Origin of the sequence: Roseateles sp. 22389, from assembly GCF_052044995.1 — a bacterium.
Taxonomy (GTDB): domain Bacteria; phylum Pseudomonadota; class Gammaproteobacteria; order Burkholderiales; family Burkholderiaceae_C; genus Roseateles.
The window spans coordinates 177,174-193,722 of the sequence record NZ_JBQEOF010000001.1; the positions used below are offsets into that span (position 1 = coordinate 177,174).

Consider the following 16,549-nt stretch of genomic DNA (forward strand, 5'->3'; position numbering starts at 1 on the left):
TCGCACTCATCAGGAGATGCGACGCACGTGGTCCGACGCGTCGAATGCGATGCGGACCAGCAACAGCGAAGCGGCGTCAAAGTCAAGAAGTCCTTTGTGTTTGAACACAACACTCCGATAATCCGCGACCATAGGAAGACCACCATGCTGGTTTGGGAAGAAGACCGTCAACCTTCGAGCAACGCGCCGCAGTCGGGCGCATCGATCCACGCAGCGACGCACGCCGTCGCGCGTGATGCCGCCGCCTCCGCGGCGGGTTCGGTGTCCTCTTCTGCCTCGTCGATCGCCAACGCGAGCGAGCGCCGTGTGAACGTCGCCGACAAACGCATCATCAACGGCCAGACCGACGTCAACCAGCTGGTCCCGTTCAAGTACAAGTGGGCGTGGGAGAAGTACCTCGCCACCTGCGCGAATCACTGGATGCCGCAGGAAGTGAACATGTCCCGCGACATCGCGCTGTGGAAGGACCCGAACGGTCTGACCGACGATGAACGCAGAATCATCAAGCGCAACCTCGGCTTCTTCGTGACCGCCGATTCGCTGGCCGCCAACAACATCGTGCTGGGCACCTACCGCCACATCACGGCCCCCGAAGCCCGCCAGTTCCTGCTGCGCCAGGCCTTCGAGGAAGCGATCCACACCCACGCGTATCAATACATCGTCGAGTCGCTGGGCCTGGACGAGAGCGAGATCTTCAACGCCTATCACGAGGTGCAGTCGATCCGCGACAAGGACGAATTCCTGATCCCGTTCATCGACGCGATCATGGATCCCAACTTCGTCACCGGCACCCCGGAGAACGACCAGACGCTGCTCAAGTCGCTGATCGTCTTCGCCTGCCTGATGGAAGGCCTGTTCTTCTACGTCGGCTTCACGCAGATCCTGGCGCTGGGCCGCCAGAACAAGATGACCGGTGCCGCCGAGCAGTACCAGTACATCCTGCGCGACGAGTCGATGCACTGCAATTTCGGCATCGACCTGATCAACCAGATCAAGCTCGAGAACCCGCACCTGTGGACGCCTGAATTCCGCGCGGAGATCAAGGCGCTGTTCCAGAAGGCCGTGGAGCTCGAGTACCGCTACGCCGAGGACACGATGCCGCGCGGCGTGCTGGGCCTGAACGCGGCCATGTTCAAGGGCTACCTGCGCTACATCGCGAATCGTCGCGCGACGCAGATCGGCCTCGAAGCGCTCTTCCCGAACGAGGAAAACCCGTTCCCCTGGATGAGCGAAATGATTGACCTGAAGAAGGAACGCAACTTCTTCGAAACGCGAGTGATCGAATACCAATCGGGCGGCGCGCTGTCCTGGGACTGATGAAGTCCGAGGCGGAGTGACCCTCGAGCATTGTTTGTTGAAGAAGAGATCAAGCTTGGCGATGCGCCGACCGACCGACATAGAAGCGGCGGAGACGCACCGCAACCCGATTCACCGCACCGCGGAGCGCAACTCCCGCGCGTCGTGGGCGGTGAATACCTGCACCGGCATCAACCGGTTGATGACGGGCAGGGCTATTTCCACTTGATCAAGGAGAACTGAAATGGCAACTGCGAAGAAGGCCGCTCCGGCCAAGAAGGCGGCTCCGGCCAAGAAGGCCGCTGCGAAGAAGGCTCCGGCCGCGAAGAAGGCGGCTCCGGCCAAGAAGGCCGCGCCGGCGAAGAAGGCCGCTCCGGCCAAGAAGGCTGCGCCGGCGAAGAAGGCCGCTGCTGCGAAGAAGGCGGCGCCGGCGAAGAAGGCCGCTCCGGCCAAGAAGGCGGCTGCTGCGAAGAAGGCGGCACCGGCGAAGAAGGTTGCGGCCAAGAAGGCCGCACCGGCCAAGAAGGTCGCTGCCAAGAAGGCTGCGCCGGCCAAGAAGGCCTCCGCCGCCAAGAAGCCGCCGATCAAGGCCACTGCCAAGGCTGCGAAGCCCGCCGCGAAGAAGGCTGCGCCTGCCAAGAAGGCCGCTGCCGCGAAGAAGGCTGCCCCCAAGGCCGCCGCCAAGCCTGCTGCGAAGCCGGCCGCCAAGAAGGCTGCTGCTCCGAAGAAGGCCGCTGCACCGAAGAAGGCTGCTGCCAAGCCTGCCGCTGCCCCCGCTGCCAAGCCTGCCGCTGCGCCGGCCCCGGCTGCGAAGACCGCGCTGAGCCCGCAAGCCGCCTGGCCCTTCCCGACCGGCAACAAGCCCTGAGCTTGAACGATGACCGGGCCCTTCGGGTCCGGTTCGTCGAGCCCTCCGAACCCGGCGCGAGCCGGGTTTTTTCTTTGGGGCCACGCTATTTGGCGTCCAAAGAAGAAGGGCGCCTGCGCGGCGCCCTTCGGAGGGGGAAGGATCGTTCGGGCAGTGGCCCGTATCCCCAGTCAGGGGTAGAAGAGCTCGACCGAGTAGCCGCTGATCTTCTGCGCGCCGCTGTCGAAGACCAGCTGCAGCTGCTGGTCGGCGCCGGCCGGCCGCGCGACGCGGCCGGCCTGCATCTCGGTCGGCGAGAGCATGCGGCGCACGACCAGCACGCCACTCGCGTCGGTCAGGCTCAGGTCCACCCACGGCTGCGCCACTTCCCAATTGCTGCGATTGCGCAGGCTGATGCTGAAGCGGTAGTGGTTGGCGGCGCCAGCCGGATTGAGGCTGCTGCTTTCGACGCTCAAGGCCTCGATGTGCTGCCAGGGCTTGATCTCCTGGCCCAGCGCCTGCGCCACCGAGACCAGCGCCGGCTTGGCCGTCGGGTACTGCGCCGCGATCGCCTCGCGGGCATGCCAGAGCAACTGGCCCATCAGCCCGAGCGCCAGGATCGTCGCGGCGCTGCCCAGCGCCAGGCGCACGCCGGGGCGATTCCAACGTCGTGCCGACTCGGCCTGGCGCATGAAGCTCGGCAACTGGTCCGGCATCACGCTCGGTGAGCCCTGCACGGACATCGCGTCCGCGCTGGCGGTCGACGCGGCCGCGCGGGCGGCCATGAGTTCGGACTCCGCCGCCAGCACTGTCATCGTGGTTTCGGGGCTCTCCGTCGGTCGCGGCGCGGCGGCCCGGCGGCGCTTGAACGGATTCCAGAACCGGCGCTTCCTCGCGGCCTTGGCCGCACGCTTGGCCTCGGCGATGGCGTCCTCGTCGGGTGCCATCATCGACGACGAAGGTTCGAGCGACGGCCCCAGGTCCGGCTCCGGCGCCGGTTCATTCGCGCGCAGCTGCGCCGCGGTGGCCGGGCTCAGCGCCAGCGTCACGTCAGGGCGCTCGTCGTCGTCGATCATCGGCGGCGGCAGCTCATCCTCCTCGAAGCGCATGCCCTTGGGTTCGGGCAAATGCGATCGCGGATCGGGCGCGGCGGGCGCCTCGAGGAAGGGTTCCCGGCGGGCTTCGTGCGGACGCTCGTCGACGCCGGTCGCGTTGAAGCGCGCGTCGACGATGTCGTCCATCGGCTCGTCGTCGGCCATGCGGCGCGGCGGCGCGAAGGGATTGAGCGACTCGTCGTCGGCGGCGATCCAGCCGCTGTCGCGCGGTGGTTGGTGGTGAGCCGGCGGCTCCGGTGCGAAGACGGGCTCCGGCGCGAAGACCGGCGGGGGCGGCGCCACCGGCCTCGACGGCGGCAAGGGCGCGGGCTGGCTCGGCGGGAAGTCGTCGCGATAGGCCGGTGGGGGCGGCGTCGGCGCGGGCGGTGGCGGGCGCCGGNCGCGGGCTCTGCCGAGGGGCTCAGCGGCGGCCAGGGCGGCGGGCTGTCGCGCTCGAGATCGAACAGCTGCTCGCGGGCATCGAAGACCTCGGCGCAGCGGCCGCAGCGGACCCAGCCTTCGGAGACGCGCAGCTGGTCCTGCACCACCCGGAAGATGGTGCCGCAGGTCGTGCAGCGGGTCGCGAGATTCATGGGCGCGATGATGCCACGAAGCAGGGTCAGTCCTTGACGCGAACACCCCCGGTTGACACACCGTCACCACGGGCGCGCGACCCGCGATGTGGCTGTTCATCGGCCCGGGCGAGGCAATGGAGGTGCCCGCGGGCGATGGGTCGGGAGGGCTGGCGTGCGGGCGGCGAGTGGTCCTTCGAGCGATGGATCAGGCGGGGCGACGCGCCGTCATCAGGATCCAGCCGTCCTCGCTGTCGGCGACCTCGAGGGCCACGTGCGGCGCGTAAGCGGCCTTCAATTCATCGGCCTGGCGCTCGAGGATGCCGGCCAGCACCAGGTGCGCGCCTGGGCGCAGGTGGTTGCACAGCAGCGGCGCCAGCAGCTTCAGCGGCGTGGCCAGGATGTTGGCCAGCACCACCGGGTACTCGCCGTTCGCGGCATCGGGCATCGCGGCGTTCAGCGTCACGCCGTTGTCCTTGGCGTTGTGCGTCGAGGCGATCAGCGCGGCCGGGTCGATGTCGACGGCATCGATGGACTTCGCGCCGAACAAGCCGGCCGCGATGGCCAGGATGCCGGAGCCGCAGCCGTAGTCGAGCACGCGATCCCACTGGGCGGCCTCGGCGCCGTGGCGCGCGATCCAGCGCAGACACATGCGTGTCGTCGGATGGGTGCCGGTGCCGAAGGCCAGGCCCGGATCCAGGCGCATGACCTGCCTGGCCTGCGCCGGCGCCTCATGCCAGGACGGGACGATCCAGAACTCCGGCGTGATCTCCACCGGCGCGAATTGCGATTGGGTCAGCCGCACCCAGTCCTGCTGCGCCACGGTCTGGATCGCCTGCACGTGGACGTCGGTGGCCCAGTCCTGCGCCAGGATGAGCGTCGCGGCCTCGGTGGCCTCGGCTTCCTCGGCGAACAGCGCCTTCACCACCGAGCGCTCCCAGCCCGCGCGCGGCGCGGGCATGCCGGGCTCGCCGAACAGCGCGCGCTCCGCGGGCGTGTCGGCATCGGCGTCCTCGACGGAGACGGCCAGCGAATCGATCTCCATCAGCGCGTCGCTGACGGTCTCGACATCCTCCTCGCGGCAGATCAGCACGAGCTCGTGCAGCAGGGGATCGTTGGCGTGGTCTTCGCCGTGGTTTTCGCTCATGGCGGCTCCGGGACTTCGGGGACTTCTGAAATGGAGAAGCCCTCAAGGCGGACCAGCGTCCACGCTTGAGGGCCTGCGCATTGTCGCTCAGCGACGGTCGGCGCTGAGCGGGCGGCGCCTTCGTGTCAGCGCTTGTGGGCGGCCATCCACTGCTCGAGGTAGTGGATGTCGGTGCCGCCTTCGATGAACTTGGCGTCGGCCATCAGCTCGCGGTGCAGCGGGATGTTGGTCTGGATGCCTTCGACGACGGTCTCCGACAGCGCGATGCGCATGCGGGCCAGGGCCTGCTCGCGGGTGTCGCCGTGGACGATGATCTTGCCGATCATCGAGTCGTAGTTCGGCGGCACGAAGTAGTTGGTGTACGCATGCGAGTCCACGCGCACGCCGGGGCCGCCCGGCGGGTGCCACATCGTGATGCGGCCCGGGGACGGGATGAACTTGACCGGGTCCTCGGCGTTGATGCGGCACTCGATCGAGTGGCCGCGCATCGTGATGTTGCGCTGGGTGAAGGGCAGCTTCTCGCCGGCGGCGATGCGGATCTGCATCTGCACGATGTCGACGCCGGTCACCAGCTCGGTCACCGGGTGCTCGACCTGCACGCGGGTGTTCATCTCGATGAAGTAGAACTCGCCGTTCTCGTACAGGAACTCGAAGGTGCCCGCGCCGCGGTAGCCCATCTTCTTGCAGGCGGCGGCGCAGCGGTCGCCGACGCGCTCGATCAGGCGGCGCGGAATGCCCGGCGCCGGCGCTTCCTCGATGATCTTCTGGTGGCGGCGCTGCATCGAGCAGTCGCGCTCGCCCAGCCAGACGGCGTTCTTGTGGCCGTCGGCCAGCACCTGGATCTCCACGTGGCGCGGATGCTCCAGGAACTTCTCCATGTAGACCTGCGGATTGCCGAAGGCCGCGGCCGCTTCGGCCTTGGTCATCTGCACCGCGTTGACCAGCGCGGCCTCGGTGTGGACGACCCGCATGCCGCGGCCGCCGCCGCCGCCGGCGGCCTTGATGATCACCGGATAACCGATCGCGCGGGCGATGCGGACGATCTCCTTGGGATCGTCGGGCAGGGCGCCCTCGGAGCCGGGCACGCAGGGCACGCCGGCCTTGATCATGGCCTGCTTGGCCGAGACCTTGTCGCCCATGGTCCGGATGTTGTCCGGGGTCGGGCCGATGAAGGTGAAGCCGCTGCGCTCGACGCGCTCGGCGAAGTCCGCGTTCTCGGACAGGAAGCCGTAGCCGGGGTGGATCGCCTCGGCGTCGGTGACCTCCGCCGTCGCGATGATGGCCGGCATCGACAGGTAGCTCTGCGCGGACGGGGCGGGGCCGATGCAGACGGCCTCGTCGGCCAGCTTCACGTACTTCGCGTCGCGGTCCGCTTCCGAATACACGACGACCGACTTCACGCCCAGTTCGCGGCAAGCGCGCTGGATACGCAAGGCGATCTCGCCGCGATTCGCGATGAGGATCTTCTTGAACATCTCGGACCGCCTTACTCGATGACGATCAGCGATTGGCCGAATTCCACCGGCTGGCCGTTCTCGATCAGGATCTTCGTGATCGTGCCGGTCTTGTCGGCTTCGATCTCGTTCATGATCTTCATGGCCTCGATGATGCAGATCGGGTCGCCTTCCTTGACCTGCTGGCCGACCTCGGCGAACGGCTTGGCGTTCGGGCTGGAGGCGCGGTAGAAGGTGCCGACCATCGGCGACTTGACGATGTGGCCGGTCTCGGCGGCCGGGGCGGGCGCGGCGGCCGGCGTGGCGGCGGCGGCGACCGGGGCGGCGGCCTGCACCGGCGCGGCGACCATCTGCGGCGCCTGCATCATGGGCATGGCCGCCACGACGGGCTGGCCATCGGACTTGACGATGCGCACCTTGCCATCGGCTTCGGTGATTTCAAGTTCAGAGATGTTCGACTCGGAGACGAGGTCGATCAGGGTCTTGAGCTTGCGCAAATCCATATGAACTCTCCAACGGGGATCGGTTGTGATCTTCGGTGATGTCTTCCGGTCCGCCACGAGGGTCGACGGACCGCGGCGCTCAGGGGGACGAGGCCGGCCGGCTCAATTGCTGGATCGCGAACTGCAGCGCCAACCGGTAGCCGGCCGGACCCAGTCCGCAGATCACGCCTTCCGCGACCGCCGACACGTAGCTGTGGTGACGGAACGGTTCGCGCTTGTGGATGTTGGACAGGTGCACTTCGATCACCGGCAGCGCCACCGCCGCCAGCGCATCGCGGATCGCGACGCTGGTGTGGGTGTAGGCCGCCGGATTGATGATGATGAAGCGCGTGCCGTCGCGTCCGGCTGCTTGAATGCGGTCTACCAGGCCACCTTCGTGGTTGCTTTGATAGCTCTCCAGAGCTACGCCGGCTTCCTGCGCGATCCGGCGAAGATCTGCGTCGATCTCCGCCAAAGTGGTCGCGCCGTAGACCCCAGGCTCTCGGGTACCAAGCAGGTTGAGGTTGGGGCCGTGTAGTACCAGGACTTGCATTCAGCGACCGGTCCCGCAATTAGAGCGAAGACACTAGAAGCGTAAAAGGGTCGACTTTACGCCTTTTGGGTTCAGATCCCGGCAGCAAGCCAAAAATAAAAGGCTTGACCAGCTTCAGGCCGCCCGCTATGGCCGAGCACGCCTTGACGGCGGCTTCGGTCGGGGCTTCAGGACTTCATCGCGCGGGCCATCTCGCGCAGTTCTTCCAGGTGGGTGGCTCCCAACTTGCGCCAGATCGGCTCACCTTGCGCGCTGAAGGCGACGGTAAACGGCAGGCCTCCCTTGGCATTGCCCAGGGTCTTGGACAGATCGGTGCCGGTCAGCCCGGCGAGGGCGACCGGGAACTTCAATGGAAGTTTCTCCAGGAAGCCGCGCACGGGCGTCGGCGCGTCGACGGCCAGGCCGAGCACCTGCCACCCTTTCGACGCGAACTCGTCGTGAAACTGATTGATTTCCGGCAGTTCCTTGACGCAAGGCGCGCACCAGGTGGCCCAGAAGTTCAGCAGCAGCGGCTTGCCGCGCAGGTGGGCGGCGGGCTGGTAGGTCTGCTGGTCGAGCGTGTCGAAGCTGGCGTTCCAGAAGGCCGCGGCTTCCGCTGAGAGCGGTCCCGATGGCGCTGCGCCGCCCCCGCCGCCGGCCTGCCTTTCATGATGAAGCGCGAGGTAGGCCCCCGCGCCGGCGGCCACCACGCCGGCGGCGCCCAGTCCCAGAACAGCGCGTCGTTGCATTCAATCTTCCTTCGCGTTCAGCAGTTGGCGCAGTGCGGCGAGGTCGCCGCGTTCGGTCCGGCCGCGCGCGTCGGGCTTGAGCGCGCCGCGCAGGTCGTCGTGATCCAGGATGGTCAGCGCGATCGCCACCCGCTCGTTCAGCGCGCGGCAGGGCACATCCAGGACGAGCTGGTCCACGGTTTCGCCCTTGGCATTGCGGGATTGGCCGACGTCATAATCCACGCCCTGGTTCAGTAGCGCGATCTCCGCCGATTTGCTGTCATCGCAATACAACTGCAGATGGATGTGGGACAGCCGGGTGGCGGTGCCGCGCCAGACGGCGCCGCTCAGGTGGGGGCGGAACTCGGCCAGCCGCTCCATCCAGGTGGCCGCCAGTTCGCGCAGGGCCCGCAGCTCGGCGGGCTGCGTGTCGGCGCAGAAGATGTCCAGATACTCGCGCACCTGGTCTTCCAGCTCATCGTTGCTGGGCAGCGCCGTGCGCGGCGGCAGGCCGAGCACCTTCAGCGCGCGCGACTTGGCGGGGCCGTATTCCAGGCCTTCCTCCACCACCAGGCGAGCGGCGGTGGCGGCGATCTCGGTCGTCAATTCGGGTGTCATGGCGCCCTTTCGGCGGCTCGGCCCTGGGCGGGCGGTCCCTGGCCCAAGCGTCAGGGGATGTCGACCGCGCCCATCCGGGCCTCGATGGTGCCAGCCCGCCCGATCACATACGGCGAACCTGGGCGTTTCTCGAACCGCTTCGGCGCCGGCAGCATCACCGCCAGGCGCGCCGCCTGGTTGGGGCCCAGCCGGGCGGCGTCGACGCGGTAGTAGTGACGGGCGGCGGCCTGGGCGCCGAACACGCCCTCGCCCCACTCGACGTTGTTCAGGTAGATCTCGAGGATGCGCTGCTTGTCGAGCAGCGCTTCCAGCATCAGCGTCAGCACCAGTTCCTGGCCTTTGCGCAGCAAGTTGCGCTCCGAGTTCAGGAACAGGTTCTTGGCCAGCTGCTGCGAGATCGTCGAGCCGCCGATGACCTTGGGGACCGGCGCCGGCTTGTTCGGATTCGTCTTGGCCAGGCGGGCGGCGCGCTGATCGGCCAGCTCCTGCGCGCGCTGGTTCTTGTCCCAGGCCTTTTCGAGCGCGTCCCAATCCACGCCGCCGTGCTCGTTGAAGCCGGCGTCCTCGCTGGCGATCACGGCGCGCTTGAGGTGCTTGCTGATCAAGGGTCCGTCGACCCATTGCTGGGCCCAGAGGATCTGGTGCTTCTCGCGCAGCAGGCGCAGCGCTTCGGAACGCTGGAAGGTCGTCGACTGCGGCGACACCACCGCCATCAGCGCGATGCGGGCGGCGAAGAACAGCTGCAGGCACAGGATGCTGACCAGCAGCATGCCGGCGAATCGCCAGAACTGTTTCATGGAGCGGTCCTCAATGGATCCTCGATCGGGTGGGTCTCAAGGGGCGGCGAGTCGACGGCGCAGGTCGGCCAGCACCGCCGCGCTGTCCGGCCGCACGCCGCGCCAGAGGAGGAAGGCCTCGGCCGCCTGCTCGACCAGCATGCCCAGGCCATCGCGGGTCGCGCCGCCAGCGCCCGCCTGGCCGGCAGCCCAGTCCAGGAAAGGGGCGGCGGACGCGCCATACATCATGTCGACGGCCAAGCCGCCGGAGGCCAGCACCAGCGCGTCCGGATCCGGCAAGGGCAGGCCCGCCCCGCTGAGCGAGGCGCTGGTGCCGTTGATCAGCACGTCGTGCCGGCCGTCCGGCGCGGGGGCGTCGAGCCCGCCCGCGCTCAGGCGCACGCCGTGGTCGTCGGCCCAGGCGCGGTGGTTGGCCGCGAGCGCCAGCGCCTTGTCGGCGCTGCGGTTGACGATGCGGATCTCCGCGGGCCGGCCGCCGATCAGGCTGCCGAGCACGCCGGCGGAAGCTCCGCCAGCGCCGATCAGCAGCACGCGCTGGCCGCGCAGCGGGCGCGCGGCGTTGCGCTCGATGTCGGCCACCAGGCCGGCGCCGTCCGTGTTGTCGCCGAGCCAGCCGCCCTCGGTGTCGAAGCGCAGCGTGTTGACCGCGCCGGCGAGCGCGGCGCGCGGCGTGCGGCGGGCCGCGAGCCGGAAGGCGTCGAACTTGAAGGGCACCGTCACGTTGCAGCCGCGCGCGCCGCCGGCGACGAAGTCGCGGATCGCGGCCTCGAATCCATCGAGCGGGCAGAGCAGGCGCTCGTAGACCAGCGACTGCCCGGTCTGCGCGGCGAAGGCGGCGTGGATCTCCGGCGAACGGCTGTGCGCCACCGGGTTGCCAGCGACGGCGTACCGGTCCGGCCCGGCGGTGGTGGCAGTCGTGGCGGTCGCGGCGGCGGAAGTCGGATCAGCGCTCATGACGTCTATATAAGAGGGGCGCGGCCACGCGATCCGGCCGCGGCGGGCGCCGTCAGGACGGCTGCCCGCTGAGGGTGGTTTCCAGGTTCTCGTCGCGGGTGAAGCGGAAGCGCGAGGTGATCACCAGCAGTTCCGCGCCTTGGCGCATCTGCGTCGTGAAGTTGCCGAACGGCGCACTGGCCCGGACGATGGCCACCGCGCGTCGGTCCAGCACCGCGTTGCCGGAGCTCCGCACGATGTCGGTCTCCACCACGCGGCCGCGGGCGTCCACGTGGATGTTCATCGTCAGCTCGCCGTAGAGCTTGCGGCCCTGGTAGGTCGGGAAGTCGCGGGTGCCGCGGCTCTCGATGCGGCGGCGCAGCTGGTCGTAGTACTGGGCGTAGACGACCTCGCGCGTGGCCGGGCTGACGTAGCGCTTCTTCGGCCGCGCGTTCTCCTCGTTGACGCGCTTCTCGATCTCGGCGAGCAGGTGCACCAGCTGGCGGCGGCGCTCGGCCTGCTCGCGCGCCTCGGGCGTGCCCTTGTCGCGCTGCGGGTCGGGCGGCGGCAGCAGCGCGAGCTCGCGTCGCACCCGGGTGAGCAGCTGTTCCTGCGTCGTCTGCAGCTGCTGGATCTGGCTGTGCTGCACCTCGGTGCTGTCGCCGGTCTCGGCCTTGGGCGCGGGCGGCAGCGGCGACGTGGCGCGCACGTCCGCCGCCATCTCGCCGCCGCCGGCCAGGTTGGCCTGCGCCAGCGCCTGCGCCTTGACCGGCGCTTCCTGGCCGCGGGCGTTGACCAGCACCACCTCCAGTGGCGTGTCCTGGAACAGGCGGTCGAACTGGTCGGGCGCGACGAACTTGAGCGTCCCCAGGCCCAGGTGCACCCCGGCCGAGACGATCAGCGCGTACTGCAGGAGGCTGAGCTTGGGCATCGTGAACATGCGGAAGCGGATCAGGAGGCGGCGGGGGCGGGCGTCGCCGCGCCGTCCGTGTCCTTGGTCGTGTCGGTGCCATCCGCGCCTTCGTCGTTGACGTCGATCGCCAGCGTCAGCACGCCGCTGGGCTCTTCGTCCTCCTCGGCTTCCGCGTCGACGGACGGGGCGGCCTCGGCATCCAGGCGCTCGACCAGGTTGGCGTGCACCTCCAGCGTCAGCTCATCCAGGCCGGTGATGCGGACCTTGACGTGGCTGTTGCGCGGCAGCGATTCGCAGCCCAGCGCGCGGAACACCAGCGGCAGCTCGTCGGCGCGGACCAGGCCGTCCTTCAGCACCGCGGCGGTCAGCTCGGTGATGCCCTGCTGCTGCAGGTAGCGCAGCGTCCAGTAGCGCTCGATGCCGGACTGGAAGCCGTTGTAGGCGCTGTAGGCGGCGTCGAAGCCCGAGATGATCGAGAACAGCGCCGCGTCCTTGGGCTTGAACGGCGCCGCCAGCGCGGCGGTCTTGCCGTGGCGGGCGCAGGCGATGATCTGCCACTGGTTCACGAGGTCGACATAACGGCGCAGCGGCGACGTCGCCCAGGTGTACTGCGCCACCCCCATGCCGGCGTGGGGCGCGGGCTTGGTGCCCATGCGGACCTTCATGCCCGGCGCCAGGCTGGCCTGGCTGCGGTAGATGCCGGGCACGCCGCAGTCGGCGAGGATGCCGCCCCAGCTGGAGTTGGCCAGGATCATGGCCTCGGCCACGATCAGGTCCAGCGCGGTGCCGCGCTGGCGCACCGAGATGCTGACCTGCTCGGCGCCCACCGGCTCGTGCTCGCCGTTGCCCTCCAGGCGGAAGTTGTAGTCCGGCCGGTTGAAGGTCTCGGGCTTGCCGCGCACCACCTCGCGCTTGGCCTTGAGGTCCTTGGCCAGGCGGTAGGCGAAGGCCAGTTCCGGCGCGAAGTCGTAGTCGGCCGGCGCCGCGCCGGTCAGCGTGGCGTCGGTGATGACGTGGTCCAGCTTGTCGTGGCGCAGGTTGGCGGCGATGGGCACGCGCTCGAGCCGGGTCTCGCGGGCGGTGATCTCCAGCGTCGCCTCGTCCATCGTCAGGTAGATGCTGACGGCGGGGCAGTCGCGGCCTTCGATCAGCGTGTAGGCCTGGACCACGTCGTCGGGCAGCATGGTCAGTTTCCAGCCCGGCATGTAGACGGTGGAGAAACGCTCGCGGGCGACCTTGTCCACCGGCGAATCCGGCTGGATCGCCAAGCCCGGCGCGGCGATGTGCACGCCGAAGACCACCGTGCCGGTGCCCAGGCCCTGGACGGACAGCGCGTCGTCGATCTCGGTGGTGGCGGAATCGTCGATCGAGAACGCGCGCACGCCGGCCAGCGGCAGCTCGTCCTTGATCTGCGGCGCGGACAGCGCGGGGAAGCCGGTGCCCTTGGGGAAGTGCTCGAAGAGGAAGCGCTTCCAGTGGAACTGGTAGGGGCTGGCGATCGCGCCGGCGTCCTTGAGCAGGTCCAGCGGCGCCTTGTGGCTGCGCCTGGCGGCCTCGACGACGGCCTTGTACTCCGGGCCGTTCTTGTCGGGGCGGAAGAGGATCTTGTAGATCTGGTCGCCGACCGGCGCCGGGCACTGGCCCGCGGCGAGCTCGTCGGCCCACTGCTCGATCTGCGCTGCGACCTGCTTCTTGCGTTCGATGCCCAGCAACGCGGCCTTGACGATCTCGGCCGGCGCCTTCTTGAACAGGCCCTTGCCCATCCGGCGGAAATAGTGCGGCGCCTCGAACAGGCGGAACAGCGCGCCGGTCTGCTGGCCGAGCGTCGCTTTCTCGTCGAAGTAGTCGCGGGCCAGGTCGGCGAAGCCGAATTCACCCTCGGGCGCGAACTCCCAGGCCAGGTCGAGGTCGATCTCGGCGGCCAGGCGCTGGCCCTCCGCGATCAGCTCGGCCGGCGCGGGCTTGTCGAACTTGAGCAGCACATGGGCGGTCTTCACTTTGACGCGCTTGCCCGAATCGAGCTCGATCTGCATCGAGGATTCGGCTTCGGACAGGATGCGGCCGGCGAGGAATTTTCCGGCGTCTTCGAACAGGGCAAACATAGCGGCGGGATTGTCGCTGATCGTGGAGGGGGTGCCGGACGGGTCCGCGCGGCGGGCGTGTCAATTCGTTCCCGGTGGCGACCCGGCGGATGCGGACGCGCCGCGGGGGGCTGTCCGCGGGCTGTCGCGGCGATGTCAATCGCGTGTCAACGGTCGGTCACGGCGCCTTCGCATACTCGCCGCGCACTGGCCACCCCACATGCCCCCGCGATTCCACACCCTCATTGCCGCGCAGTTCCTTTCCGCGCTCGCCGACAACGCGCTCCTCATCGTCGGCATCGCGCTGCTGCGCGAGATGGGACAGCCGGCCTGGTGGGCGCCGCTGCTGAAGCTGTGCTTCACGCTCGCCTACGTCGGGCTGGCGCCAGTGGTGGGATTGATCGCCGATGCCTGGCCCAAGGTGGCGCTGATGAGCTGGATGAACGGGCTGAAGGCGCTGGGGGTCGGCGCGATGGCGCTGGGCCTGGATCCGCTGCTGGCATTCGGCATCGTCGGCACGGCCGCGGCCTGCTATGCGCCGGCCAAGTACGGCCTCATCACGGAGATCGTTCCGCCGACGCGCCTGGTGGCGGCCAACGGGTGGATCGAGGTGTCGGTGGTGTGTTCGGTGCTGCTGGGCACGCTGGTCGGCGGTCTGCTGGTCAGTCCGTGGTGGATGGCGGCGATGGGTGGATGGGGCGTGACGCGTCCGCTGATCGCGTCGTTGTACGCGCTGCTGGGCGTCTATGCGCTGGCGGCGCTCCTGCAGCTGCGCGTGCCCGAGAGCGGCATCGTCTATCCCCGGCCGCCTCGTCGCGCGCTGGACATCGTGCGTGATTTCCGGATCTCCAACCGAGCCCTGTGGCGCGACCGACTGGGTGGTCGCTTGTCGCTGTCGATGACGACGCTGTTCTGGGGTGCGGGTGCGACCTTGCAACTGGCGGTCCTGCAATGGGCGCAGGACGTGCTGGGTCTGCGTTTGAACCAGGGGGCGTACCTGCAGGCCACGGTGGCGATTGGGGTTGTGGTGGGTGCGGGCCTGGCGGGCCGATGGATTGCGTTGCACCACTCGCTGCGGGTGATGCCGCTGGGTCTGATGCTGGGTGGTTTGATGCTGGGCACGCCCTGGGTGACGTCGCTGGGTTGGGCGCTGCCGGCGATGGTGCTGGTGGGTGCGGTGGGCGGTGCGATGGTGGTCCCGATGAACGCCTTGCTGCAGCACCGTGGCGTGCAGATCCTGAGCGCTGGCCGTTCGATTGCGGTGCAGGGCTTCAACGAGAACCTGAGCATCCTGCTGATGCTGGGTTGCTACACCGCGCTGCAGGCGATGGGTGTTCCGCTGATCTGGTTGATGAGCGCGCTGGGCGCTTTCGTCTTCGCCTGCGTGCTGATCCTGATGATCCGCCGTCGCGTCCGTGATGGTGTGGCGCCGACCTCTTCGAACCGCTCTCTGGTGTGAGGTGAAGGGAGCCCGGGGCCGGCAGCGGCGCCCGCTTCCAAAACTGACCAGGCACGTTCTGTCTGACCAAAGCGAGCCGAAGGTGAGCGGCGGGAGTTGAGTGCCCAAAGCGGGCGCCGCTGCCGGCCCCGGGCTTCCTTCACCTGCGCTTGTCCGCTGCCGTCAATGTGCCCGTGCCTCGATCCCTGACAGCTGGGACCCCGCCCGCAGCGCGACCGAGGTGCCGTCGATGGCGGAGGCGTAGACCTGTTCGATCCCTTGCACGATGCCTTCCCAGTCGAGGGATTCCGCGCTCGCTCGCGCGGCGATGCGCATTGCACGCAGGCGAGGCAGGTCCTCGAGCAGTGCCAGCGTCCGAGCCTGAAACGCCGCTGGTTCATTGAACGGCGCGAGTCCGCCATTCACGCCGTCGCGCACGAGCAGGGCAGCTGCGGCGTACTGGTAGGCCATCACTGGCAAGCCGCTGGCGAGTGCTTCGGGCGTGACGTTGCCGTAGGTTTCGGTGATGCTGGGGAAGGCGAAGAGGTCGCCGCTGGCGTAGCAGGCGGCGAGCCGTTCCCCATGCTGCATGCCGGCGAATACGACGTTGGAGGAGGGTGGCAGCGCGTGCTCGAAGTCGGCGCGCGCGGGCCCATCGCCGACGAGCACGAGCCGGGCGCGCGGATGGCGCTGGCGGATGGTGGGCCAGAGGTCGACCAGGAGCTGGAGGTTCTTCTCGGCAGCCAGCCGGCCCACGTGGAGGAGGACGGGGTCGCCGGGCGCTGCGCCCCAGTGCTCCCGCAGCCCTTCGCTGCGGCGCGAGGGATGGAAGAGCTGGGTGTCGACGCCGCGGGCGATGACGCTCACGTGCCGGAATCCCTGGGCCATCAGCTCGCCCGCGAGCGCCGCGTTCGGCACCATCGTCGCGTGGCAGCGGTTGTGGAACTTGCGGAGATAGGCCAGCAGCGGCCGCCGCAGCCAGCCGATGCCGTAATGCTGGGCATAGGCATGGAAGTTGGTGCGGAACTCCGACACCACCGGCAGTTTGAGATGGCGGGCGGCCTGCAGCGCGGACCAGCCCATCGGGCCTTCGGTGGCGATGTGGACGACGTCGGGCCGCTTGCTGGCCCAGAGGTTGACCAGGGTGCGCTTGGACACCACGCCCATGCGCAGGTGCGGGTAGCGCGGCACCGCCAGGCCGCGCATCAGGATCTCGTCGACGGGCGGCTCGCCGGCCGCGGGCGCGCCGGCTGGCGCCTGACGCGGCCGCAGCAGCTGCACCGCGTGATCGCGCGCCTGCAGTCCGCCGACGACGCACGCGATGCTGCGCGCCACGCCGTTGACCTCGGGGGGATAGGTCTCCGTCACCACCGCGACGCGGAAATGCCGCTGGCGCGTGGGCAACTCGTCGACTTCGAGTTCGATCGGCGGGGTCGTCATGGCGCGGATGATGGGCGGCCAACGCAACAGTTCTGTGACGGCGCCGATCGTCACGCGCCTGACACGCCCGATGGACACAGTCGCCACGCGTCCGTCATCGACGCGCCATCGTGCCATCACGGCACTGCCATCGAGTGACGGCACGCTCCACGGCTCATCTCATGGTCATCTCACGGA

At 68.8% G+C, this 16,549-nt stretch carries 16 protein-coding genes and 1 pseudogene; 4 read left to right on the top strand and 13 right to left on the bottom strand.

From position 1 onward, the window contains the following. Window positions 1-144: 144 nt before the first annotated feature. The 3 genes from ACTJKJ_RS00760 to ACTJKJ_RS00770 all read left to right on the top strand — a co-directional run bounded on the left by ACTJKJ_RS00760 (window position 145) and on the right by ACTJKJ_RS00770 (window position 2,164). Window positions 145-1,317 carry a ribonucleotide-diphosphate reductase subunit beta gene (locus tag ACTJKJ_RS00760; protein ID WP_183482473.1) on the top strand — a complete coding sequence of 391 codons (1,173 nt, stop codon included), beginning with the start codon at window positions 145-147 and terminating at the stop codon, window positions 1,315-1,317. A gap of 61 nt (window positions 1,318-1,378) precedes the next feature. Further along, complete coding sequence (locus tag ACTJKJ_RS00765; RefSeq protein ID WP_297384134.1) at window positions 1,379-1,525, top strand: hypothetical protein; 147 nt, start codon at window positions 1,379-1,381, stop codon at window positions 1,523-1,525. Window positions 1,526-1,540: 15 nt separating this feature from the next. Beyond that, window positions 1,541-2,164, top strand: coding sequence for a histone (locus ACTJKJ_RS00770; protein WP_091727062.1), 624 nt, complete (start codon window positions 1,541-1,543; stop codon window positions 2,162-2,164). Between the two features lie 170 nt (window positions 2,165-2,334). Here ACTJKJ_RS00770 and ACTJKJ_RS00775 read toward each other — a convergent pair whose 3' ends face one another. From ACTJKJ_RS00775 to ACTJKJ_RS00830, 12 genes and pseudogenes are all read right to left on the bottom strand, one after another. Next, entirely contained in the window at window positions 2,335-3,540 is a 1,206-nt protein-coding gene (locus ACTJKJ_RS00775; RefSeq protein WP_440819304.1) for a DUF3426 domain-containing protein, read from the bottom strand. A gap of 221 nt (window positions 3,541-3,761) precedes the next feature. Beyond that, window positions 3,762-3,830: pseudogene (locus tag ACTJKJ_RS00780) on the bottom strand (MJ0042-type zinc finger domain-containing protein); the annotation flags it as partial. A gap of 187 nt (window positions 3,831-4,017) precedes the next feature. Next, window positions 4,018-4,914, bottom strand: a complete 897-nt coding sequence (prmA, locus tag ACTJKJ_RS00785; RefSeq protein WP_147242897.1) for a 50S ribosomal protein L11 methyltransferase — start codon at window positions 4,912-4,914, stop codon at window positions 4,018-4,020. Between the two features lie 167 nt (window positions 4,915-5,081). Then, complete coding sequence (gene accC, locus ACTJKJ_RS00790) at window positions 5,082-6,431, bottom strand: acetyl-CoA carboxylase biotin carboxylase subunit (RefSeq protein ID WP_091727054.1); 1,350 nt, start codon at window positions 6,429-6,431, stop codon at window positions 5,082-5,084. Window positions 6,432-6,442: 11 nt separating this feature from the next. Beyond that, window positions 6,443-6,913 carry an acetyl-CoA carboxylase biotin carboxyl carrier protein gene (gene accB, locus ACTJKJ_RS00795; protein WP_297384128.1) on the bottom strand — a complete coding sequence of 157 codons (471 nt, stop codon included), beginning with the start codon at window positions 6,911-6,913 and terminating at the stop codon, window positions 6,443-6,445. A gap of 79 nt (window positions 6,914-6,992) precedes the next feature. Beyond that, window positions 6,993-7,445 carry a type II 3-dehydroquinate dehydratase gene (aroQ, locus tag ACTJKJ_RS00800; protein ID WP_297384126.1) on the bottom strand — a complete coding sequence of 151 codons (453 nt, stop codon included), beginning with the start codon at window positions 7,443-7,445 and terminating at the stop codon, window positions 6,993-6,995. Between the two features lie 167 nt (window positions 7,446-7,612). Next, window positions 7,613-8,173, bottom strand: coding sequence for a TlpA disulfide reductase family protein (locus ACTJKJ_RS00805; RefSeq protein ID WP_343605461.1), 561 nt, complete (start codon window positions 8,171-8,173; stop codon window positions 7,613-7,615). Further along, a complete protein-coding gene (locus ACTJKJ_RS00810) occupies window positions 8,174-8,770 on the bottom strand; it encodes a hypothetical protein (RefSeq protein WP_440819305.1) in 597 nt (198 codons plus the stop codon). A gap of 50 nt (window positions 8,771-8,820) precedes the next feature. Further along, window positions 8,821-9,567, bottom strand: a complete 747-nt coding sequence (locus ACTJKJ_RS00815) for a transglycosylase domain-containing protein (RefSeq protein WP_440819306.1) — start codon at window positions 9,565-9,567, stop codon at window positions 8,821-8,823. Window positions 9,568-9,603: 36 nt separating this feature from the next. Then, window positions 9,604-10,521: a shikimate dehydrogenase gene (aroE, locus tag ACTJKJ_RS00820; protein WP_440819307.1), complete on the bottom strand. Its 918-nt coding sequence runs from the start codon at window positions 10,519-10,521 to the stop codon at window positions 9,604-9,606. 52 nt (window positions 10,522-10,573) lie between these two features. After that, window positions 10,574-11,431: a TonB family protein gene (locus ACTJKJ_RS00825; protein ID WP_297384308.1), complete on the bottom strand. Its 858-nt coding sequence runs from the start codon at window positions 11,429-11,431 to the stop codon at window positions 10,574-10,576. 20 nt (window positions 11,432-11,451) lie between these two features. Further along, on the bottom strand, window positions 11,452-13,515 hold the full coding sequence (locus ACTJKJ_RS00830; RefSeq protein WP_440819308.1) for a ribonuclease catalytic domain-containing protein: 2,064 nt from the start codon (window positions 13,513-13,515) through the stop codon (window positions 11,452-11,454). 199 nt (window positions 13,516-13,714) lie between these two features. Here ACTJKJ_RS00830 and lplT point away from each other — a divergent pair, with 199 nt between their 5' ends. Then, a complete protein-coding gene (gene lplT, locus ACTJKJ_RS00835) occupies window positions 13,715-14,953 on the top strand; it encodes a lysophospholipid transporter LplT (protein WP_440819309.1) in 1,239 nt (412 codons plus the stop codon). Between the two features lie 162 nt (window positions 14,954-15,115). On the opposite strand, the gene ACTJKJ_RS00840 is transcribed toward lplT, so the two are convergent. Further along, window positions 15,116-16,426 carry a glycosyltransferase family 4 protein gene (locus ACTJKJ_RS00840; RefSeq protein ID WP_440819310.1) on the bottom strand — a complete coding sequence of 437 codons (1,311 nt, stop codon included), beginning with the start codon at window positions 16,424-16,426 and terminating at the stop codon, window positions 15,116-15,118. Window positions 16,427-16,549 lie beyond the last annotated feature (123 nt).